Origin of the sequence: Halomonas aquatica (assembly GCF_040196335.1) — a bacterium.
GTDB lineage: Bacteria > Pseudomonadota > Gammaproteobacteria > Pseudomonadales > Halomonadaceae > Halomonas > Halomonas aquatica.
On the sequence record NZ_JBEGCJ010000007.1, the window covers coordinates 18,109 to 36,436 of the forward strand.

Here is an 18,328-nt window from a genome sequence, read left to right on the forward strand (position 1 = left end):
GGTTATAGCAGTGGCTAAGGAAAAATTTGAACGTTCCAAACCGCACGTCAACGTCGGTACCATCGGTCACGTCGACCACGGCAAGACCACGCTGACTGCGGCCCTGACTCGCGTTTCCGCCGAGGTGTTCGGTGGCGACTGGAGCGAGTTCGACGCCATCGACAATGCTCCAGAAGAGCGTGAGCGTGGTATCACCATCGCCACCTCTCACGTGGAGTATCAGTCCGAGACGCGTCACTACGCTCACGTCGACTGCCCGGGGCACGCTGACTACGTCAAGAACATGATCACCGGTGCTGCCCAGATGGACGGTGCCATCCTGGTTGTGTCTGCTGCCGACGGCCCCATGCCGCAGACTCGCGAGCACATCCTTCTGTCTCGCCAGGTCGGTGTCCCGTACATCGTCGTGTTCCTGAACAAGGCCGACATGGTCGATGACGACGAGCTCCTCGAGCTGGTCGAGATGGAAGTCCGCGAGCTTCTCGACGAGTACGACTTCCCGGGTGACGACACCCCGATCATCACCGGTTCCGCCCTGATGGCCCTGGAAGGCAAGGACGACAACGGCATGGGCACCACCGCCGTTGCCAACCTGATCAAGGCCCTGGACGAGTACATCCCGGAGCCGGAGCGTGCCATCGATCAGCCGTTCCTGATGCCGATCGAGGACGTCTTCTCCATCTCCGGTCGCGGTACCGTGGTCACTGGTCGTGTCGAGCGTGGCGTGGTCAAGGCCGGCGAAGAAGTCGAGATCGTCGGTATCAAGGACACCGTCAAGACCGTCGTCACCGGCGTCGAGATGTTCCGCAAGCTGCTCGACGAAGGTCGTGCCGGTGAGAACGTCGGCGCCCTGCTGCGCGGCACCAAGCGCGACGACGTCGAGCGTGGTCAGGTCCTGGCAAAGCCGGGCACCATCACCCCGCACACCGAGTTCGAGGCCGAGGTGTACGTGCTGTCCAAGGACGAGGGTGGTCGTCACACTCCGTTCTTCAAGGGCTACCGTCCGCAGTTCTACTTCCGGACCACCGACATCACCGGTACCTGTGAACTGCCGGAAGGCGTCGAGATGGTCATGCCGGGCGACAACGTCAAGATGGTTGTCACCCTGATCGCCCCGATCGCCATGGATGACGGCCTGCGCTTCGCCATCCGCGAAGGCGGCCGCACCGTCGGCGCCGGCGTCGTGGCCAAGATCCTCAAGTAAGCCTTTCGCTGCTTGAACGATCGAAGGGGGCTCCGCGAGGAGCCCCCTTTCTGCGCACCGTAAGTGAGTGTTTGACTCTTGCTTCCGGCGTGCCTATAATGCGCATCCTTTGAATGCGTGGGTTGACGGCTCGCGCCGTCAGTATCCATTGGAGTTAGGGCAAATGCAGAACCAGAAGATTCGCATTCGGTTGAAGGCTTTCGACCATCGCCTGATCGACCAGTCCGCCGCGGAGATCGTAGAAACCGCCAAGCGTACAGGCGCCCAGGTCCGTGGTCCGATTCCTCTGCCGACCAATCGCGAGAGCTATACCGTGCTGATCTCTCCGCACGTCAACAAGGACGCGCGCGACCAGTATGAGATTCGCACTCACAAGCGGGTGCTCGATATCGTCGAGCCCACCGAAAAGACCGTTGATGCCCTGATGAAGCTCGACCTCGCCGCCGGCGTGGACGTGCAGATCAAGCTCGACTGATACCACACTAGACACTCGCGGCCCAGCGTTCGCCCGCTCCACAGGAAGGCGTCCAGCAGCCGCCGCGCCGAGATGGCGCCACACAATGTGCTAGTGGAATGCTCTGGAAAGGGCAGCCATAGCGGGTGACAGCCCCGTACACTATAGGAGACTGAGAATGACTATCGGTTTAGTCGGTAGGAAGGCGGGTATGACCCGTGTCTTCACCGAAGACGGCGCATCCGTGCCCGTGACCGTGATCGAGGTTGATCCCAACCGCGTGACTCGCGTGAAGTCCGTCGAGTCCGACGGCTACGCCGCGGTTCAGGTGACAGCCGGCTCCCGCAAGGCCAAGCATCTGTCGAAGGCCCAGGCTGGGCAATTCGCCAAGGCAGGTGTCGAGGCCGGCCGTTCACTGATGGAGTTCCGCCTGAGCGAAGGCGACGAGGCTCCGGAAGTGGGCGGCGAGCTCACCGTATCCCTCTTCGAAGCTGGTCAGATGATCGACGTGACCGGCACCTCCAAGGGCAAGGGTTTCCAGGGCGCCGTCAAGCGCTGGAACTTCCGCACCCAGGACAATACCCACGGTAACTCCCTGTCGCATCGTGCGCCGGGCTCCATCGGCATGTGCCAGACTCCGGGCCGCGTGTTCAAGGGCAAGAAGATGGCCGGCCAGATGGGCAATGTTCGTTGTACCGTGCAGAGCCTGGAAGTCGTCCGTGTCGACGCCGAACGCAATCTGCTGCTGATCAAGGGTGCCGTGCCTGGCGCCACCGGCAGTGATGTCATCGTGCGCAGCGCCGTCAAAGCAGGCTGAAGGGGAACTTACCGATGAATCTGAATCTTGCAGGTGAAGGCGCCGGTACTGTCGAAGTGTCCGATGCCACCTTTGGCAAAGAATTCAATGAAGCTCTGGTGCACCAGGTCGTCACCGCCTATCTGGCCGGTGGTCGTCAGGGTACCCGTGCCCAGAAGAATCGTTCCGATGTGCGTGGCGGTGGCAAGAAGCCGTGGCGCCAGAAGGGCACCGGTCGTGCCCGTGCCGGTACCATCCGCTCGCCGATCTGGCGCAGCGGTGGCGTGACCTTTGCGGCGCGTCCTCAGGACCACTCCCAGAAGGTCAATCGCAAGATGTACCGTGCGGCCATGCGCTCGATCCTCTCCGAGCTGGTCCGTCAGGAGCGTCTGGTGGCCGTCGATGCGTTCGCCGTCGAGGCCCCCAAGACCAAGCAGCTGGCCACCAAGCTCGAGGAGCTGGGTCTGGAGAAGGTGCTGATCGTCACTGAAGAGATCGACGAGAACCTGTACCTGGCCGCCCGCAACATCCCGAACGTGGATGTGGTGGACGTTGCCGCCGCCGATCCGGTGAGCCTGGTTGCCTTCGACAAGGTGCTGGTCACCGTCTCCGCTCTGCGTAAATTCGAGGAGAAGCTGGCATGAACCAGGAACGTGTATTCAAGGTTCTGCTCGGTCCGCACGTGACCGAGAAGGCCGCCATGGCCGCCGAGCGCAACCAGTACGTGTTCAAGGTGGCAGGCGACGCGACCAAGCCCGAGATCAAGGCTGCCGTTCAGGAGCTGTTCGGCAAGAAGGTCGACCGTGTTCAGGTGCTGAACATGAAGGGCAAGACCAAGCGCACAGCGCAGGGTCTGGGTCAGCGCAAGGGTTATCGCAAGGCGTACGTGACATTGGCCGCCGGCGAGACGCTTGAAGACTTCTCTGGCGCCGAATAAGGGCAGGAGTACGGATCATGGCAATCGTCAAGACTAAACCCACATCCGCCGGTCGTCGCCACGTCGTCAAGATCGTTGGTGAGGAACTGCACAAGGGCCGCGCCTACGCGCCGCTGCTTGAGAAGCAGTCCAAGTCCGGTGGCCGTAACAATTACGGTCGCATCACCACCCGCCACGTGGGCGGTGGTCACCGTCATCATTATCGGATCATCGACTTCAAGCGCACCAAGGATGGCGTTCCCGCCACCGTCGAGCGCCTGGAGCATGACCCGAACCGCAGCGCACATATTGCCCTGCTCAAGTACCTCGATGGCGAGCGTCGCTACATCATCGCGCCCAAGGGCGTGAGTGCCGGCGACCGTCTCGAGTCCGGCGTCAACGCACCCATCAAGAAGGGCAATGCGCTGCCGCTGCGTAATATCCCGCTGGGTTCCACCGTGCACTGCATCGAGCTCAAGCCCGGCAAGGGCGCCCAGCTTGCACGCAGCGCCGGCACCAGCGCCCAGCTGGTCGCCCGCGAAGGCAACTACGCCACCCTGCGTCTGCGCTCCGGCGAGATGCGCAAGGTGCTGGCCGAGTGCCGCGCGACCCTGGGGGAAGTGAGCAACTCCGAGCACAGCCTGCGTCAGCTTGGCAAGGCCGGTGCGAAGCGCTGGAGAGGAGTGCGCCCGACCGTTCGCGGCGTGGCCATGAACCCGGTGGATCACCCGCACGGCGGCGGCGAAGGCCGCAGCAGTGGCGGTCGTCATCCGGTGTCTCCGTGGGGTGTCCCCACCAAGGGCCACAAGACCCGCAAGAACAAGCGCACCGACAAGCTGATCATCCGTCGCCGCAAGGCCCGGAAATAAGATCCAACGCCAAGACATCAAGAGGTAACGGCTGTGCCACGTTCACTGAAGAAAGGTCCCTTTATTGACCTTCATCTGCTGAAGAAGGTTGAGACGGCAGTGGAGAAGAGCGACCGCAAACCGATCAAGACCTGGTCGCGTCGCTCCATGATCCTGCCCAATATGGTCGGGCTCACCATTGCGGTCCATAACGGTCGCCAACACGTCCCGGTGCACGTCTCCGAGGAAATGGTTGGCCACAAGCTGGGCGAATTCGCTGCTACCCGCCTCTATCGCGGTCATGCGGCGGACAAGAAAGCCAAACGGTAAGCCAGAGAGGATTGAGAGATGGAAGTCACAGCAAAGCTGCGTGGCGCTCGTTTATCCGCCCAGAAGGCCCGTTTGGTGGCTGACCAGGTGCGCGATAAACCGGTCGCCGAGGCGCTCGACCTGCTGACCTTCTCGCCGAAGAAGGCAGCGAAGCTGGTCAAGAAGGTGCTGCAGTCCGCCATCGCGAATGCGGAAGAAAACAACGGTTTGGATATCGACGAGCTGCGTGTCTCGACCATCTGCGTCGATGAGGGCATGACGCTCAAGCGCATCCGTCCGCGCGCCAAGGGCCGTGCGGATCGCATTCTGAAGCGCACCTGCCACATCACCGTCAAGGTAGCCGAGAAGTAGGAGTCGACCAGATGGGTCAGAAAGTACATCCAACAGGCATTCGCCTGGGTATCGTGAAGGACCATAACTCGGTGTGGTATGCCGAGCGCGGCGCCTATGCCGACAAACTGAACAGCGACCTCGAAGTGCGTCGCTTCCTGGAAGAGCGCCTGAAGAATGCGTCCGTGAGCCGCATTACCATCGAGCGCCCGGCCAACAACGCCCGCATCACCATTCACACTGCCCGTCCGGGCATCGTGATCGGCAAGAAGGGCGAAGATGTCGACCGGCTGCGTCGTGACGTCACCGCGATGATGGGCGTGCCCGTGCACGTCAACATCGAGGAAGTCCGCAAGCCGGAACTCGACGCCAAGCTCGTCGCGCAGAACATCGCCGGCCAGCTCGAGCGTCGCGTGATGTTCCGTCGTGCCATGAAGCGTGCCGTCCAGAACGCCATGCGCCTTGGCGCCGGCGGCATCAAGGTGCAGCTCTCCGGTCGCCTCGGCGGCGCGGAAATCGCCCGCACCGAGTGGTACCGCGAAGGTCGTGTCCCGCTGCATACCCTGCGCGCGGACATCGACTACGCCACCTACGAAGCCAAGACCACCTACGGCATCATCGGTGTCAAGGTCTGGGTCTTCAAGGGTGAAATCCTCGGGGGCATCGAGGAGGTTCGTGCCAAGGCGAAACAGCCGCAGGCCGCACCCTCCAAGAAGAAAGGTTCCAGGTAAGGGGAGAGCGAGTCGATGTTACAACCTAAGCGCATGAAGTTCCGCAAGGTGCAGAAAGGCCGCAACCGTGGCCTGGCGCATCGCGGAAGCAAGGTGAGCTTCGGCGAGTATGGCCTCAAGGCCACTGGCCGGGGTCGTGTCACCGCCCGTCAGATCGAGGCCGGTCGTCGTGCCATCACCCGTCACGTAAAGCGTGGCGGCAAGATCTGGATCCGTGTCTTCCCGGACAAGCCGATTTCCAAGAAGCCTCTGGAAGTCCGTATGGGTAAGGGCAAGGGCTCCGTCGAGTACTGGGTCGCCCAGATTCAGCCGGGTCGGGTCTTGTACGAGATCGAAGGCGTTTCCGAGGAGCTGGCTCGCGAGGCATTCGCCCTGGCTGCCCAGAAGTTCCCGGTCTCCACCACCTTTGTGAAACGGACGGTGATGTGATGAAAGCCCAGGAAATTCGTGAAAAGTCAGCAGAGCAGCTCAAGGAGCAGCTTTTCGAGCTCCTTCGCGAGCAGTTCAACCTGCGCATGCAGAAGGCCACCGGTCAGCTGAGCCAGACTCATCTGCTCAAGCAGGTTCGTCGGGATATTGCCCGCGTGAAGACTGTGCTCAACGAGAAGGCAGGTGACTGAGATGGTCGAAGAGAAGAAAGCCCGTACGCTCACCGGCAAGGTGGTGAGCGACAAGATGGAAAAGTCCATCGTTGTGATGATCGAGCGTCGTGAGCGCCACCCGATCTACGGCAAATACGTCAAGCGCTCCACCAAGCTGCACGCCCACGACGAGTCGAATCAGGCCAAGGCCGGCGACACGGTCTCCATCCAGGAGTGCCGTCCGCTGTCGAAGAACAAGTCCTGGACCCTGATCGAAGTCGTCGAACAGGCCAAGGGTTGATCGGCTAACGCCTGTCAAGCCAGTGCAGTCAGATTAGGTTTGGAGAAAACCGATGATTCAGACTCAGACAATGCTGGATGTCGCCGACAACAGCGGAGCGCGCCGGGTGCAGTGCATCAAGGTGCTAGGCGGTTCACACCGTCGCTACGCCCGTGTCGGTGATGTCATCAAGGTCACGGTGAAGGAAGCCATTCCGCGTGGCAAGGTCAAGAAGGGCCAGGTCCTCAAAGCGGTGGTGGTTCGCACCCGTAGTGGCGTCCGTCGTAGCGACGGTTCGCTGATCCGCTTCGATGGAAATGCGGCTGTCTTGTTGAACAACACCAACGACCAGCCGATCGGAACCCGTATCTTCGGGCCGGTGACGCGTGAGCTTCGCAACGAGAAGTTCATGAAGATCATTTCCTTGGCGCCTGAAGTGCTGTAAGGAGCGAGGCGGATATGCAAAAGATCAAACGTGACGATGAAGTGATCGTCATCGCCGGCAAGGACAAGGGCAAGCGCGGCACTGTCAAGCGGGTTCTCGAAAACCGCTTCGTGGTGTCCGGTGTGAACATGATCAAGCGTCACACCAAGCCCAACCCGATGGCGGGCAATCAGGGCGGTATCGTCGAGCGCGAGGCATCGATTCACGCGTCCAACGTGGCCATCTTCAACCAGGAGACCGGCAAGGCGGATCGTGTCGGCTTCGAGGTTAAGGAAGACGGTACCAAGGTACGTATCTACAAGTCGACGCAGTCGCAGATCGACGCCTAACGCGAGTCGGATAGCAAAATGGCGAACTTGAAAGAACGTTATCAGAACGAGGTGATGGCTAAGCTCCAAGAGGAGTTCAGCTATGCCAACGTGATGCAGGTACCCCGGGTCACCAAGGTAACCCTGAACATGGGTATCGGCGAGGCGACCAGCGACAAGAAGCTGATCGATAATGCCATCGGTGACCTGGAGAAGCTCTCCGGTCAGAAGCCGCTGGTGACCAAGGCACGCAAGTCCATCGCGGGCTTCAAGGTGCGTGAAGGCTGGCCGATCGGGATCAAGGTGACCCTGCGCTCCGAGCGCATGTGGGACTTCCTCGATCGCCTGGTGAATATCGCGATCCCCCGCGTTCGTGACTTCCGTGGTCTCAACCCGAAGTCCTTCGACGGTCGTGGCAACTACTCCATGGGGGTGCGTGAGCAGATCATCTTTCCGGAGATCGAGTATGATAAGATCGACCGGATCCGTGGTCTGGATGTCACCATCACCACCACCGCCAAAACCGATGAAGAAGGTCGTGCGCTATTGAGCGCGCTGAACTTCCCGTTCAAGAAATAAGGGTGGGATCATGGCAAAGAAAAGCATGGTAGAACGCGAGCTCAAGCGCACGAAGATGGTGGAGAAGTATGCCACCAAGCGTGCCGAGCTCAAGGCGGTCATCCAGGACGTGAACACTTCTGACGAAGAGCGCTTCGACGCGCAGCTCAAGCTGCAGCAGTTGCCGCGTGACTCCAGCCCGGTGCGTCAGCGCAATCGCTGCCGTATCACTGGCCGTCCGCATGGCTACTACAACAAGTTCGGTCTCGGCCGTAACAAGCTGCGTGAAGCCGCCATGCGTGGCGATGTGCCCGGACTCAAGAAGTCCAGCTGGTAACGCCACGCAGAATCATCAGGAGCGCAACGTAAATGAGCATGCAAGACACTCTGGCGGATATGTTTACCCGTATCCGCAATGCGCAGATGGCCACCAAGGAAACGGTTTCCATGCCGTGTTCCAAGCTGAAGGTTGAGGTGGCCCGTGTGCTGAAGGAAGAGGGCTACATCGGCGAATTCGCCGTCAGCGAGTCCGCCAAACCCGAGCTGACCGTGAACCTCAAGTACTTCGAGGGTAAGCCGGTCATCGAGCACCTTCAGCGGGTTTCCAAGCCGTCCCTTCGCCAGTACAAGGGAAAGGACGCGCTGCCGAAGGTCGCCGAAGGTCTGGGCGTCGCCATTGTCACCACTTCCAAGGGAGTGATGACGGATCGTGCGGCACGTCAGGCGGGTGTCGGTGGTGAAGTCATCTGCACCGTATTCTAGGAGTTTGGAATGTCCCGCGTAGCCAAATATCCGGTCAAATTGCCCGCAGGCGTCGAGGTCAAGCTCGACGGTGACCAGCTGTCCGTCAAGGGCGGCCAGGGCACCCTCTCCATGACCGTTCACCACGATGTGGTGATCGGCCAGGAAGAGGGACAGCTGACCTTCCAGCCGAGCGAAAATGCGAAGAGCTGGGCAATGGTCGGTACCACCCGTGCCCTGGTCCAGAACCTGGTCACCGGTGTCAGCGAGGGCTTCACCAAGAGCCTCGAAATCATCGGCGTCGGTTATCGTGCCCAGGCCAAGGGCCAGACGCTCAATCTTACACTGGGCTTCTCGCACCCGGTCGACTACAAGCTGCCTGAAGGTGTTACGGCGGAAACGCCGAAGAACACCGTGATCGTGCTGAAGAGCGCGGACAAGCAGGCGCTCGGCCAGTGTGCCGCGGAAATCCGCGCCTTCCGTCCTCCCGAGCCCTACAAGGGCAAGGGTGTCCGGTACGCCGACGAGCAGGTGCGTCGCAAAGAAGCCAAGAAGAAGTAAGGCAGGGTTATGAACGCGAAGAAAGAATCTCGTCTCCGTCGTGCCCGCCGTGCTCGCGCCAAGATCCGCGAGCTGGGCGTGTATCGCCTGTGCGTCAACCGTACCCCCCGCCACATCTACGCGCAGATCATCTCGCCGGATGGTGGCAAGGTCCTCGCCAGCGCTTCCACGCTGGACAAGGCCCTGCGCGAGGGTGCGACCGGCAACGCCGATGCCGCCTCCAAGGTGGGTGCGCTGATTGCCGAACGTGCCAAGCAGGCTGGCATCACCCAGGTGGCCTTCGATCGTGCCGGCTTCAAGTACCACGGTCGTGTGAAGGCCTTGGCTGACGCCGCTCGTGAAGGCGGCCTGGAATTCTAAAGGGTTTTACGATGGCGAAGAACGAACAGCAAAACGGCGATCTGCAGGAAAAGCTCGTGCAGATCAACCGTGTCGCCAAGGTGGTCAAGGGTGGCCGAATCTTCGGTTTCACCGCTCTGACCGTCGTGGGAGACGGTAACGGTCGTGTTGGCTTCGGTCGCGGCAAGGCACGTGAAGTGCCGGTGGCGATCCAGAAGGCCATGGACCAGGCGCGTCGCAACATGGTCAAGGTGAACCTCACCGGTGGCACTCTGCAATACCCGGTCAAGGCCCGTCACGGCGCCTCCAAGGTATACATGCAGCCGGCCTCCGAAGGTACCGGGATCATCGCCGGTGGTGCCATGCGCTCCGTGCTCGAGTTGGCAGGCGTGCATAACGTCCTGGCCAAGTGCTACGGCTCCACCAACCCGGTGAACGTGGTGCGGGCGACCGTCAATGGTCTGGCCTCCCTGCAGTCGCCGGATGACGTGGCCGCAAAGCGCGGTCTGTCTGTCGAAGCGATCACGGGGTAAGCACCATGTCAGCAACGATCAAGGTTACCCAGACCCGCAGCACCATCGGCGTACTGGCCAAGCACAAGGCCACCATCAATGGCCTCGGCCTGCGTCGCATCGGTCACACGGTTGAACTGGAAGACACCCCTGCCGTCCGCGGCATGATCCACAAGGTCAACTACCTTGTGCGTGTTGAGGGAGAGTAATCCATGAAACTCAATAGCCTGAGCCCGGCACCGGGTTCCAAGCACGCCGAGAAGCGCGTCGGCCGTGGCATCGGCTCCGGTCTGGGCAAGACCGGTGGCCGCGGCCACAAGGGTCTGAAGTCGCGCAGCGGCGGCAGCGTGAAGCCCGGTTTCGAGGGCGGTCAGATGCCGCTGCAGCGGCGCCTGCCCAAGTTCGGCTTCACCTCCGCGAAGTCGCTGGTGTCCGAGGAAGTCCGCCTGGCCGAGCTGGCCCGGGTCGCGGGTGATGAAGTCACCCTGGACACCCTCAAGGAAGCCAACGTGCTCAAGGATTCCACCAAGCATGCGAAGGTGATCCTTTCCGGCGAACTGAACAAGGCGGTCACGGTCCGCGGCATCAAGGTCACCAAGGGTGCCCGTGCCGCGATCGAAGCCGCCGGCGGCAAGGTAGAGGACTAAATGGCCAAGTCAGGAAACATGCCGGCGATGGGCAGCGGTCTGAGTGAACTCTGGGCGCGTCTGCGCTTCGTGCTCCTCGCCATCGTGGTCTACCGTATCGGTGCCCACATCCCCGTTCCCGGTATCAATCCTGACCAGCTTGCTGCCTTGTTCAGGGAGCAGCAGGGCACCATCCTGGGCATGTTCAACATGTTCTCGGGGGGGGCCCTGGAGCGCATGAGTATCATGGCGCTGGGCATCATGCCCTACATATCTGCGTCGATCATCATGCAGCTGATGACTGCGGTCTCGCCTCAGCTCGAGCAGCTGAAGAAGGAAGGCGAGGCCGGCCGCCGCAAGATCAGCCAGTACACCCGCTACGGCACGGTGCTGCTGGCCCTGGTTCAGGCCACCGGCATGTCGGTGGGCCTGGCCAGTCAGGGGATCGCCTACTCGGCCGACTTCAGTTTCTACTTCACCGCCATCGTGACCTTCGTCACCGGCGCGGTGTTTCTGATGTGGCTGGGCGAGCAGATCACCGAGAAGGGCATCGGCAACGGCATCTCGCTGCTGATCTTCTCCGGGATCGTCGCCGGCCTTCCGGGTGCCGTGGGTCAGGCCTTCGAGCTGGCCCGCAACGAAGGGGCGTGGAACGTCCTTCCGCTGCTGGCCTTGACCGCGCTGGGCATCGCCACGGTGGCCTTCGTGGTATTCATCGAGCGCGGTCAGCGCCGCCTCACGGTGAACTATCCGCGTCGCCAGGTAGGCAACAAGATGTATGCCGGTCAGAGCAGCTACCTGCCGCTCAAGGTCAACATGGCGGGCGTGATTCCGGCGATCTTCGCCTCGAGCATCCTGCTGTTTCCGGCCTCGCTGGGACAGTGGGTCGGGGCCGGCGACGGGATGGAATGGCTGCAGAGCGCTTCCCAGGCCTTGGGGCCGGGTCAGCCGCTCTACATCTTGCTTTTCGCCGCGGCGGTGGTATTCTTCTGCTTCTTTTACACAGCGCTGGTCTTCAATCCCAAGGATGTCGCTGACAACCTCAAGAAGTCAGGGGCCTTCCTCCCGGGCATTCGCCCCGGCGAGCAGACGGCTCGCTATATCGACAAGGTCATGACACGTCTGACCCTGTTCGGTGCGCTCTACATCACTGCGGTTTCCCTGATGCCCCAGTTCCTGATCGTGGCCTGGAACGTGCCGTTCTTCTTCGGCGGTACCTCGCTGCTGATCGTGGTAGTGGTCATCATGGACTTCATGGCCCAGGTGCAGTCGCACCTCATGTCGAACCAGTACGAGTCGGTGATGAAGAAGTCCAACCTGAAAGGCTACGGTAGCGGCGGCATCATGCGCTGAGGCGCGCCGCTGGCGATTTGGTGCGCCGTGAGCCGGTTGTCGGCTCACGGCGCGAGCCAACTTTGGAGATGGAACGATGAAAGTCCGAGCTTCCGTGAAGAAAATGTGCCGCAACTGCAAGATCATTCGTCGCAATGGCGCCGTGCGCGTCATCTGTACCGAGCCGCGGCACAAGCAGCGCCAGGGCTGAGCCCTTCGCTGCACTTAACCGGGTGCCGGCATGCCCTTGTCCTCGAGCGAGGAAAAGGGTATGCTGTTGCGCCTTTTGTAGATGATTAATCGAGCAAGCCGCTCAAATTTCGGAGTAAGCTGATGGCCCGTATTGCAGGCGTCAATATCCCGGACAACAAGCATGCGGCGATCTCGCTGACCTATATCTTCGGGATTGGCCGTACTCGCGCACAGGACATCTGTGTCGCGACCGGCATCGCGCCGAACAGCAAGATCCAGGAACTGTCCAGTGAAGATCTGGATACCCTGCGGTCTGAAGTCGGCAAGTACACCGTGGAAGGTGACCTGCGTCGTGATGTCACGCTTAACATCAAGCGTCTCATGGACCTGGGTTGCTATCGTGGTCTGCGTCATCGTCGTGGTCTTCCGCTGCGTGGTCAGCGTACCAAGACCAATGCGCGTACCCGCAAGGGCCCGCGCAAGCCGATCCGCAAATAACACGCACGTTCTGGCGTAAAGACAGGAATAGACATCAACATGGCTAACCCGCGTAGCAACCGTAAAAAGGTTAAAAAGCAGGTAGTGGATGCCATCGCGCATATCCATGCCTCTTTTAACAACACGATCATTACGATCACAGACCGCCAGGGCAACGCCCTTTCCTGGGCGACTGCCGGTGGTTCGGGTTTTCGTGGTTCTCGCAAGAGCACCCCGTTCGCTGCTCAAGTGGCAAGCGAACGTGCAGCGACCGCTGCAGCCGAGTATGGTGTGAAAAACGTCGACGTGCTGGTCAAGGGCCCCGGTCCTGGCCGTGAATCCGCCGTGCGCGCGCTCAATGCCGCCGGCTTCCGCGTGCAAAGCATCACCGACGCGACGCCCATTCCCCACAATGGCTGCCGTCCGCCGAAGAAACGCCGCGTTTAAGGAGACAGATTCATGGCTCGTTACATTGGACCGAAGTGCAAACTGTCTCGTCGTGAGGGGACCGATCTCTTCCTCAAGAGCGGTATCACTCCCTTCGAGAAGAAGTGCAAATCCGAGCAGATTCCGGGTGTGCACGGCCAGCGCCGTCAGCGTCTTTCCGACTACGGCTTGCAGCTTCGCGAGAAGCAGAAAGTACGTCGCATGTATGGCGTACTCGAGAAGCAGTTCCGCAACTATTACAAGGAAGCAGCCCGCCTGAAGGGCGCGACCGGTGAGTTGTTGCTGCAGCTTCTCGAATCCCGACTGGACAACGTCGTCTACCGCATGGGCTTCGGCTCCACGCGTTCAGAGTCGCGTCAGCTGGTCAGCCACAAGGGGATTGCCGTCAATGGCAAGACCGTCAACGTGGCGTCCTACCAGGTCAAGCCTGGTGACGTGGTCTCCGTGCGTGAGAAGGCGAAGAACCAGGCACGCATCCAGACCTCCCTGGCCATCGCCGCCAACCGCGGCGACGTGGTATGGGTCGAGACCGATGCCAAGAAGATGGAAGGCACTTTCAAGGCCCTGCCTGAACGCGGTGACCTGTCTGCCGACATCAACGAAAACCTGATCGTCGAGCTGTACTCCAAGTAAGCGACCCTCGCGTCGTGTCGCTCCTCGTCCGCGGGGGGCGAACAGAGTACCGACAATCCGTTTGGCAGCCTGATAGGTGTTCATATGCAGCGTTCAGTGACAGAGTTTCTCCGTCCTCGCGACATCAAGGTCGAAGAGATCAGCGCACACCACGCCAGGATCGTGCTCGAGCCCTTCGAGCGTGGCTTCGGCCACACGCTGGGCAATGCCCTGCGTCGCATCCTGCTCTCGTCCATGCCCGGCTGTGCCGTGGTGGAGGCCGAGATCGCCGGTGTCGAGCATGAGTACAGCGCGATCGAGGGCGTCCAGGAAGATGTCATCGAAATCCTCCTGAACCTCAAGGACGTGGCGCTCCGGATGCATAGCCGCGACGAGGCGGTGCTCTCGCTGAACAAGCAGGGTCCGGCCGTCGTGACTGCGGGGGATATCGCACTCGACCATGATGTCGAGGTCGTCAACCCCGAGCATGTCATCGCCCATGTCAACGAGGGGTCCGAGCTGAAGATGCAGCTCAAGGTCGCTCGTGGCCGCGGCTATGAGCCGGCGGACGCCCGTGGCGATGCCGACGATGAGTCTCGCGCCATCGGTCGCCTGCAGCTGGATGCTACCTTCAGCCCCGTACGCCGGGTTTCCTACGCGGTCGAGGCCGCGCGTGTCGAACAGCGTACCGACCTCGACAAGCTGATCATCGACCTGGAGACCGACGGCACCCTGGATCCGGAAGAGGCGATCCGTCGCAGCGCGACCATCCTGCAGGAGCAACTGGCCGCGTTCGTCGACCTGGAAGCCGACAAGGAACAGGAAGTGGTGGAGGAAGAGGATCATATCGATCCGATCCTGCTGCGCCCCGTAGACGATCTCGAGTTGACCGTTCGCAGCGCCAACTGCCTTAAGGCCGAGAACATCTACTACATAGGGGATCTGATCCAGCGCACCGAGGTGGAGCTGCTGAAGACCCCCAATCTCGGCAAGAAGTCCCTGAATGAGATCAAGGACGTGTTGGCCGCCCGCGGGCTTTCCCTGGGCATGCGGCTGGAGAACTGGCCGCCGGCAAGCCTGAAGGACGACAAGGCCTCCGCGTGAGCCTCGACTCGAGTCCCAGTTTGGTAAGGAATCACAACCATGCGTCATCGTAAGAGTGGTCGTCACCTGAATCGCACCAGCACGCATCGCCAGGCCATGTTCAAGAACATGTCCGTCTCGCTGGTCGAGCACGAAGTGATCAAGACAACCCTGCCCAAGGCCAAGGAGCTGCGTCGCGTCATCGAGCCGCTGATCACCCTGGCCAAGCAGGACAGCGTCGCCAACCGTCGTCTGGCCTTCAGCCGCACCCGCTCAAAGGAAGCGGTCGGCAAGCTCTTCAATGAGCTGGGTCCGCGTTACGCCGAGCGTCCGGGCGGTTACGTCCGTATCCTCAAGTGCGGGTACCGCACCGGCGACAACGCCCCCATGGCCTTCGTCGAACTGGTCGACCGTCCGGTCGTCGAGGAAACCGCCGCCGAGGAGTGATCCTTGGCTGGTGACCCTCACGTCCCGACACCAGAACCGGCTCCCCCAGGGAGCCGGTTTTTTTTCGCCCGGCTTCGCTGGTAGTCGGAAGCCGTAAGCTAGAAGCCGTAAGCCATAAGAAAACCCCGTCAGGCTTTGCCCGCGGGGTCGTATGCTTTGCTTACAGCTGGTTGTCGGTTATCACGCAGTGGTCTCCGGCTCGTCATGACGGGCCCTGGTGCGTTCCAGAAGCGGCTTGAGGAAGCGGCCGGTATGCGACACCTCCTGGCGAGCCACCTGCTCGGGAGTGCCCTCGGCGATGATCCGCCCGCCACCGGAGCCGCCCTCCGGGCCGAGATCGATCAGCCAGTCGGCGGTCTTGATCACGTCCAGATTGTGCTCGATCACCACGATGGTGTTGCCGTGGTCGCGCAGGCGGTGCAGCACCGTGAGCAGTTGGCGGATATCCTCGAAGTGCAGGCCGGTGGTGGGCTCGTCGAGGATATAGAGGGTCTTGCCGGTGTCGCGCTTGGCCAGCTCGCGTGCCAGCTTGACCCGCTGGGCCTCGCCGCCGGACAGGGTAGTGGCGCTCTGTCCCAACCGGATATACGAGAGGCCGACGTCCAGCAGGGTCTGCAGGCGGCGGGCGATGGCAGGCACCGGCGAGAAGAACTCCAGCGCCTCCTCGACGGTCATCTCCAGCACCTCGTGGATGCTCTTGCCCTTGTAGGCGATCTCCAGGGTCTCGCGGTTGTATCTCTTGCCCTTGCAGACGTCGCAGGGCACGTAGATGTCCGGCAGGAAATGCATCTCCACCTTGATCATCCCCTCGCCCTGGCAGGCTTCGCAGCGTCCGCCCTTGACGTTGAAGGAGAATCGACCCGGCTTGTAGCCCCGGGAGCGCGCCTCCTGGGTGCCGGCGAACAGCTCGCGGATCGGCGTGAAGATGCCGGTATAGGTGGCCGGGTTCGAGCGCGGAGTGCGTCCGATGGGGCTCTGGTCGATGTCGATGACCTTGTCGAGATGGTCGAGACCCTCGATACGATCATGGGCCTCGGGCGTCAGGCTGGTGGCGCGGTTGAGTTCCCGGGCGGCGATGGGCATGAGGGTGGCGTTGATCAGCGTCGACTTGCCGGAACCGGAGACGCCGGTGATGCAGACGAAGAGGCCCAGCGGTAACTCCAGGGTGACGTCCTGGAGGTTGTTGCCGCGGGCGCCGGTGAGACGCACCACCTTCTCGGGGTTGCCGGGAATGCGCCACGGCGGGACCTCGATGCGCCGGGTGCCGGACAGGTACTGGCCGGTGAGGGAGTCGGGCGTCGCCATGATGTCCTGCGGGGTACCCTGGGCGACGATCCGTCCGCCGTGGACCCCGGCCCCGGGGCCGATGTCGAGCACGTGGTCCGCGGCGCGGATGGCTTCCTCGTCATGCTCGACCACGATCACGGTGTTGCCGAGATCCCGCAGGCGCTCCAGTGTCTGCAGCAGTCGGTCGTTGTCGCGCTGGTGCAGGCCGATGGAGGGCTCGTCGAGGATGTACATCACGCCGACCAGGCCGGCGCCGATCTGGCTTGCCAGGCGGATGCGCTGGGCCTCTCCGCCGGAGAGGGTCTCGGCGCTGCGCTCCAGGTTGAGGTAGTCCAGCCCCACGTTGACCAGGAATTCCAGGCGGGCCTGGATCTCGTTGACGATCTTCACGGCGATCTCGCCCTTGCGCCCCGGGAGGGTCAGCTCGCCGAAGTAGCTGAGTGCCTCGCCGATAGGCAGGTGGACGAGCTCGGGGAGGGGGCGGTCGTCGATGTAGACGTGCCGCGACTCTCGACGCAACCGCGAGCCTTGGCAGGTCGGGCAGGGCTGCACGGCGATGTGGCGGGCCAGATCCTCGCGGACCATGCTCGACTCGGTCTCGCGATAACGGCGCTGCATGTTGGGCAGTACGCCCTCGAAGGGGTGCTCGCGGGTGACCTGGCGGCCACGGTCATTGACGTAGTGGAAGGCGATGTCGTCGCTACCGCTGCCATTCAGGATAACCTCGCGTTCGTGGCGCGCCAGGTCCTGCCAGGGCGTCTCCAGGGTGAAGCGATAGTGGTCGGCGACGGCCTGCAACTGATTGAAGTAGTAGACGCTGCGCCGGTCCCAGCCCTTGATCACACCCTCTGCCAGAGACAGCTCGGGATGGCTGATCAGCTTGTCGGGGTCGAAGAACTGCTGCACGCCCAGGCCGTCGCAGGTGGGGCAGGCGCCGGCCGGATTGTTGAAGGAGAACATGCGAGGCTCGAGTTCGGCGATGGAGTAGCCGCACACCGGGCAGGCGAATCGCGCCGAGAAGGCGAGTTCCTCCTCCTCACCGTCCATGAAGTGGATCATGGCGGTGCCATCGGCCAGGTTAAGGGCCGTCTCGAAGGATTCCGCCAGGCGCTGCTGGAGCCCCTCGCGTACCTTGATACGGTCGACCACCACGCTGATGTCGTGCTTCTTGTTCTTGTCCAGTGGAGCGATGTCGTCGAGCTCCAGCACCTGGCCATCGACCAGTGCTCGCACGAAGCCCTGGGCGCGCAGCTCACTGAGCAGCTGCAGGTGTTCGCCCTTGCGGCCCTTGACCACCGGAGCCAGCAGCATCAGTTTGCTGCCCTCGGGCAGGGCCAGTACCTGGTCAACCATCTGCGAGACCGTCTGGGCCTCCAGGTCCTCGCCGTGCTCGGGGCAACGCGGGGTGCCGGCCCGGGCGAACAGCAGGCGCAGGTAGTCGTAGATCTCGGTGATGGTGCCCACGGTGGAACGCGGATTGTGGGAGGTGGACTTCTGCTCGATGGAAATCGCCGGCGACAGCCCCTCGATATGGTCGACGTCGGGCTTCTCCATCATCGACAGGAACTGGCGCGCGTAGGTGGAGAGCGACTCCACGTAGCGCCGTTGGCCCTCGGCATAGAGGGTGTCGAAGGCCAGCGACGACTTGCCCGAGCCGGAAAGCCCCGTGACCACGATCAGCTTGTCACGGGGCAGTTCGACGTCGATGTTCTTCAGGTTGTGGGTGCGCGCACCCCTGACCAGGATTGTGTCCATTCCCACCTCGGCGGACGCGGCAAAACCTCGATTATACGGGGCGGGCCATGCCGGCAGCAAAGCGCCGCCCCCATCGGCTTTCCCTGCGGGGTGGCGAGCCGCTAGAATGTGCGATCCACCTCCGGGCCCGAGGGCC

At 62.0% G+C, this 18,328-nt stretch carries 30 protein-coding genes; 29 read left to right on the plus strand and 1 reads right to left on the minus strand.

The genetic code is table 11. The features are described from left to right. Nucleotides 1-10 precede the first annotated feature (10 nt). From tuf to rplQ, 29 genes are all read left to right on the plus strand, one after another. Nucleotides 11-1,204: an elongation factor Tu gene (tuf, locus tag ABE960_RS14190; RefSeq protein WP_349762953.1), complete on the plus strand. Its 1,194-nt coding sequence runs from the start codon at nt 11-13 to the stop codon at nt 1,202-1,204. A 163-nt stretch (nt 1,205-1,367) separates the two neighbouring features. Beyond that, nucleotides 1,368-1,679 carry a 30S ribosomal protein S10 gene (rpsJ, locus tag ABE960_RS14195; RefSeq protein ID WP_349762954.1) on the plus strand — a complete coding sequence of 104 codons (312 nt, stop codon included), beginning with the start codon at nt 1,368-1,370 and terminating at the stop codon, nt 1,677-1,679. Nucleotides 1,680-1,836: 157 nt separating this feature from the next. After that, entirely contained in the window at nt 1,837-2,475 is a 639-nt protein-coding gene (gene rplC / locus ABE960_RS14200) for a 50S ribosomal protein L3 (protein ID WP_349762955.1), read from the plus strand. A gap of 14 nt (nt 2,476-2,489) precedes the next feature. Continuing rightward, on the plus strand, nt 2,490-3,098 hold the full coding sequence (gene rplD, locus ABE960_RS14205) for a 50S ribosomal protein L4 (protein ID WP_349762956.1): 609 nt from the start codon (nt 2,490-2,492) through the stop codon (nt 3,096-3,098). After that, nucleotides 3,095-3,391, plus strand: a complete 297-nt coding sequence (gene rplW / locus ABE960_RS14210; RefSeq protein WP_280548497.1) for a 50S ribosomal protein L23 — start codon at nt 3,095-3,097, stop codon at nt 3,389-3,391. The genes rplD and rplW overlap by 4 nt, the downstream gene beginning before the upstream one ends. Nucleotides 3,392-3,408: 17 nt before the next feature. After that, a complete protein-coding gene (rplB, locus tag ABE960_RS14215) occupies nt 3,409-4,239 on the plus strand; it encodes a 50S ribosomal protein L2 (RefSeq protein ID WP_349762957.1) in 831 nt (276 codons plus the stop codon). 33 nt (nt 4,240-4,272) lie between these two features. Further along, on the plus strand, nt 4,273-4,548 hold the full coding sequence (gene rpsS / locus ABE960_RS14220) for a 30S ribosomal protein S19 (RefSeq protein ID WP_040183133.1): 276 nt from the start codon (nt 4,273-4,275) through the stop codon (nt 4,546-4,548). Between the two features lie 18 nt (nt 4,549-4,566). Further along, nucleotides 4,567-4,899 carry a 50S ribosomal protein L22 gene (rplV, locus tag ABE960_RS14225; RefSeq protein WP_349762958.1) on the plus strand — a complete coding sequence of 111 codons (333 nt, stop codon included), beginning with the start codon at nt 4,567-4,569 and terminating at the stop codon, nt 4,897-4,899. Nucleotides 4,900-4,910: 11 nt separating this feature from the next. Beyond that, nucleotides 4,911-5,609: a 30S ribosomal protein S3 gene (gene rpsC / locus ABE960_RS14230; protein ID WP_349762959.1), complete on the plus strand. Its 699-nt coding sequence runs from the start codon at nt 4,911-4,913 to the stop codon at nt 5,607-5,609. A 15-nt stretch (nt 5,610-5,624) separates the two neighbouring features. After that, nucleotides 5,625-6,038, plus strand: coding sequence for a 50S ribosomal protein L16 (gene rplP / locus ABE960_RS14235; RefSeq protein ID WP_071943806.1), 414 nt, complete (start codon nt 5,625-5,627; stop codon nt 6,036-6,038). Beyond that, nucleotides 6,038-6,229, plus strand: coding sequence for a 50S ribosomal protein L29 (gene rpmC, locus ABE960_RS14240; RefSeq protein ID WP_089797139.1), 192 nt, complete (start codon nt 6,038-6,040; stop codon nt 6,227-6,229). Before rplP ends, rpmC begins: the two co-directional genes overlap by 1 nt. 1 nt (nt 6,230) lies before the next feature. Further along, the gene (gene rpsQ / locus ABE960_RS14245) at nt 6,231-6,491 is read left to right on the plus strand and encodes a 30S ribosomal protein S17 (RefSeq protein WP_349763066.1); all 261 of its coding nucleotides are present in this window, start codon (nt 6,231-6,233) and stop codon (nt 6,489-6,491) included. A 52-nt stretch (nt 6,492-6,543) separates the two neighbouring features. Further along, a complete protein-coding gene (rplN, locus tag ABE960_RS14250; RefSeq protein ID WP_349762960.1) occupies nt 6,544-6,915 on the plus strand; it encodes a 50S ribosomal protein L14 in 372 nt (123 codons plus the stop codon). Between the two features lie 14 nt (nt 6,916-6,929). Beyond that, nucleotides 6,930-7,244: a 50S ribosomal protein L24 gene (gene rplX, locus ABE960_RS14255; RefSeq protein ID WP_349762961.1), complete on the plus strand. Its 315-nt coding sequence runs from the start codon at nt 6,930-6,932 to the stop codon at nt 7,242-7,244. 18 nt (nt 7,245-7,262) lie between these two features. Further along, complete coding sequence (rplE, locus tag ABE960_RS14260) at nt 7,263-7,802, plus strand: 50S ribosomal protein L5 (protein WP_349762962.1); 540 nt, start codon at nt 7,263-7,265, stop codon at nt 7,800-7,802. A 10-nt stretch (nt 7,803-7,812) separates the two neighbouring features. Further along, the gene (rpsN, locus tag ABE960_RS14265; protein WP_349762963.1) at nt 7,813-8,118 is read left to right on the plus strand and encodes a 30S ribosomal protein S14; all 306 of its coding nucleotides are present in this window, start codon (nt 7,813-7,815) and stop codon (nt 8,116-8,118) included. Between the two features lie 32 nt (nt 8,119-8,150). Continuing rightward, the gene (gene rpsH, locus ABE960_RS14270; RefSeq protein WP_349762964.1) at nt 8,151-8,543 is read left to right on the plus strand and encodes a 30S ribosomal protein S8; all 393 of its coding nucleotides are present in this window, start codon (nt 8,151-8,153) and stop codon (nt 8,541-8,543) included. 9 nt (nt 8,544-8,552) lie between these two features. Continuing rightward, entirely contained in the window at nt 8,553-9,083 is a 531-nt protein-coding gene (rplF, locus tag ABE960_RS14275; protein WP_349762965.1) for a 50S ribosomal protein L6, read from the plus strand. A 9-nt stretch (nt 9,084-9,092) separates the two neighbouring features. Next, the gene (rplR, locus tag ABE960_RS14280; protein ID WP_089848238.1) at nt 9,093-9,443 is read left to right on the plus strand and encodes a 50S ribosomal protein L18; all 351 of its coding nucleotides are present in this window, start codon (nt 9,093-9,095) and stop codon (nt 9,441-9,443) included. A gap of 11 nt (nt 9,444-9,454) precedes the next feature. Continuing rightward, nucleotides 9,455-9,955, plus strand: coding sequence for a 30S ribosomal protein S5 (gene rpsE, locus ABE960_RS14285; RefSeq protein WP_349762966.1), 501 nt, complete (start codon nt 9,455-9,457; stop codon nt 9,953-9,955). Between the two features lie 5 nt (nt 9,956-9,960). Beyond that, nucleotides 9,961-10,143, plus strand: a complete 183-nt coding sequence (gene rpmD, locus ABE960_RS14290; protein ID WP_349762967.1) for a 50S ribosomal protein L30 — start codon at nt 9,961-9,963, stop codon at nt 10,141-10,143. A 3-nt stretch (nt 10,144-10,146) separates the two neighbouring features. Continuing rightward, on the plus strand, nt 10,147-10,581 hold the full coding sequence (rplO, locus tag ABE960_RS14295) for a 50S ribosomal protein L15 (protein ID WP_349762969.1): 435 nt from the start codon (nt 10,147-10,149) through the stop codon (nt 10,579-10,581). Then, nucleotides 10,582-11,913 carry a preprotein translocase subunit SecY gene (gene secY / locus ABE960_RS14300; protein WP_349762970.1) on the plus strand — a complete coding sequence of 444 codons (1,332 nt, stop codon included), beginning with the start codon at nt 10,582-10,584 and terminating at the stop codon, nt 11,911-11,913. Nucleotides 11,914-11,989: 76 nt separating this feature from the next. After that, nucleotides 11,990-12,103 carry a 50S ribosomal protein L36 gene (rpmJ, locus tag ABE960_RS14305; protein ID WP_031384759.1) on the plus strand — a complete coding sequence of 38 codons (114 nt, stop codon included), beginning with the start codon at nt 11,990-11,992 and terminating at the stop codon, nt 12,101-12,103. Between the two features lie 122 nt (nt 12,104-12,225). After that, on the plus strand, nt 12,226-12,582 hold the full coding sequence (rpsM, locus tag ABE960_RS14310; protein ID WP_349762971.1) for a 30S ribosomal protein S13: 357 nt from the start codon (nt 12,226-12,228) through the stop codon (nt 12,580-12,582). Between the two features lie 39 nt (nt 12,583-12,621). Next, nucleotides 12,622-13,008: a 30S ribosomal protein S11 gene (rpsK, locus tag ABE960_RS14315; RefSeq protein WP_040183105.1), complete on the plus strand. Its 387-nt coding sequence runs from the start codon at nt 12,622-12,624 to the stop codon at nt 13,006-13,008. A gap of 12 nt (nt 13,009-13,020) precedes the next feature. Further along, nucleotides 13,021-13,641, plus strand: a complete 621-nt coding sequence (rpsD, locus tag ABE960_RS14320) for a 30S ribosomal protein S4 (protein ID WP_349762972.1) — start codon at nt 13,021-13,023, stop codon at nt 13,639-13,641. Between the two features lie 84 nt (nt 13,642-13,725). Continuing rightward, nucleotides 13,726-14,724: a DNA-directed RNA polymerase subunit alpha gene (locus ABE960_RS14325; protein WP_349762973.1), complete on the plus strand. Its 999-nt coding sequence runs from the start codon at nt 13,726-13,728 to the stop codon at nt 14,722-14,724. A gap of 39 nt (nt 14,725-14,763) precedes the next feature. Next, nucleotides 14,764-15,150 carry a 50S ribosomal protein L17 gene (rplQ, locus tag ABE960_RS14330; RefSeq protein WP_349762974.1) on the plus strand — a complete coding sequence of 129 codons (387 nt, stop codon included), beginning with the start codon at nt 14,764-14,766 and terminating at the stop codon, nt 15,148-15,150. Between the two features lie 180 nt (nt 15,151-15,330). Here rplQ and uvrA read toward each other — a convergent pair whose 3' ends face one another. After that, a complete protein-coding gene (gene uvrA / locus ABE960_RS14335) occupies nt 15,331-18,192 on the minus strand; it encodes an excinuclease ABC subunit UvrA (RefSeq protein WP_349762975.1) in 2,862 nt (953 codons plus the stop codon). Between the last annotated feature and the right edge of the window lie 136 nt (nt 18,193-18,328).

Excerpts from the sequence above, each read along its gene's own strand:
- rpsJ (WP_349762954.1), top strand. The coding sequence starts at position 1,368 with ATGCAGAACCAGAAGATTCGCATTCGGTTGAAGGCTTTCGACCATCGC.
- rplC (WP_349762955.1), top strand. The coding sequence starts at position 1,837 with ATGACTATCGGTTTAGTCGGTAGGAAGGCGGGTATGACCCGTGTCTTC.
- rplD (WP_349762956.1), top strand. The coding sequence starts at position 2,490 with ATGAATCTGAATCTTGCAGGTGAAGGCGCCGGTACTGTCGAAGTGTCC.
- rplW (WP_280548497.1), top strand. The coding sequence starts at position 3,095 with ATGAACCAGGAACGTGTATTCAAGGTTCTGCTCGGTCCGCACGTGACC.
- rplB (WP_349762957.1), top strand. The coding sequence starts at position 3,409 with ATGGCAATCGTCAAGACTAAACCCACATCCGCCGGTCGTCGCCACGTC.
- rplV (WP_349762958.1), top strand. The coding sequence starts at position 4,567 with ATGGAAGTCACAGCAAAGCTGCGTGGCGCTCGTTTATCCGCCCAGAAG.
- rpsC (WP_349762959.1), top strand. The coding sequence starts at position 4,911 with ATGGGTCAGAAAGTACATCCAACAGGCATTCGCCTGGGTATCGTGAAG.
- rplP (WP_071943806.1), top strand. The coding sequence starts at position 5,625 with ATGTTACAACCTAAGCGCATGAAGTTCCGCAAGGTGCAGAAAGGCCGC.
- rpmC (WP_089797139.1), top strand. The coding sequence starts at position 6,038 with ATGAAAGCCCAGGAAATTCGTGAAAAGTCAGCAGAGCAGCTCAAGGAG.
- rpsQ (WP_349763066.1), top strand. The coding sequence starts at position 6,231 with ATGGTCGAAGAGAAGAAAGCCCGTACGCTCACCGGCAAGGTGGTGAGC.
- rplN (WP_349762960.1), top strand. The coding sequence starts at position 6,544 with ATGATTCAGACTCAGACAATGCTGGATGTCGCCGACAACAGCGGAGCG.
- rplX (WP_349762961.1), top strand. The coding sequence starts at position 6,930 with ATGCAAAAGATCAAACGTGACGATGAAGTGATCGTCATCGCCGGCAAG.
- rplE (WP_349762962.1), top strand. The coding sequence starts at position 7,263 with ATGGCGAACTTGAAAGAACGTTATCAGAACGAGGTGATGGCTAAGCTC.
- rpsN (WP_349762963.1), top strand. The coding sequence starts at position 7,813 with ATGGCAAAGAAAAGCATGGTAGAACGCGAGCTCAAGCGCACGAAGATG.
- rpsH (WP_349762964.1), top strand. The coding sequence starts at position 8,151 with ATGAGCATGCAAGACACTCTGGCGGATATGTTTACCCGTATCCGCAAT.
- rplF (WP_349762965.1), top strand. The coding sequence starts at position 8,553 with ATGTCCCGCGTAGCCAAATATCCGGTCAAATTGCCCGCAGGCGTCGAG.
- rplR (WP_089848238.1), top strand. The coding sequence starts at position 9,093 with ATGAACGCGAAGAAAGAATCTCGTCTCCGTCGTGCCCGCCGTGCTCGC.
- rpsE (WP_349762966.1), top strand. The coding sequence starts at position 9,455 with ATGGCGAAGAACGAACAGCAAAACGGCGATCTGCAGGAAAAGCTCGTG.
- rpmD (WP_349762967.1), top strand. The coding sequence starts at position 9,961 with ATGTCAGCAACGATCAAGGTTACCCAGACCCGCAGCACCATCGGCGTA.
- rplO (WP_349762969.1), top strand. The coding sequence starts at position 10,147 with ATGAAACTCAATAGCCTGAGCCCGGCACCGGGTTCCAAGCACGCCGAG.
- secY (WP_349762970.1), top strand. The coding sequence starts at position 10,582 with ATGGCCAAGTCAGGAAACATGCCGGCGATGGGCAGCGGTCTGAGTGAA.
- rpmJ (WP_031384759.1), top strand. The coding sequence starts at position 11,990 with ATGAAAGTCCGAGCTTCCGTGAAGAAAATGTGCCGCAACTGCAAGATC.
- rpsM (WP_349762971.1), top strand. The coding sequence starts at position 12,226 with ATGGCCCGTATTGCAGGCGTCAATATCCCGGACAACAAGCATGCGGCG.
- rpsK (WP_040183105.1), top strand. The coding sequence starts at position 12,622 with ATGGCTAACCCGCGTAGCAACCGTAAAAAGGTTAAAAAGCAGGTAGTG.
- rpsD (WP_349762972.1), top strand. The coding sequence starts at position 13,021 with ATGGCTCGTTACATTGGACCGAAGTGCAAACTGTCTCGTCGTGAGGGG.
- ABE960_RS14325 (WP_349762973.1), top strand. The coding sequence starts at position 13,726 with ATGCAGCGTTCAGTGACAGAGTTTCTCCGTCCTCGCGACATCAAGGTC.
- rplQ (WP_349762974.1), top strand. The coding sequence starts at position 14,764 with ATGCGTCATCGTAAGAGTGGTCGTCACCTGAATCGCACCAGCACGCAT.
- uvrA (WP_349762975.1), bottom strand. The coding sequence starts at position 18,192 with ATGGACACAATCCTGGTCAGGGGTGCGCGCACCCACAACCTGAAGAAC.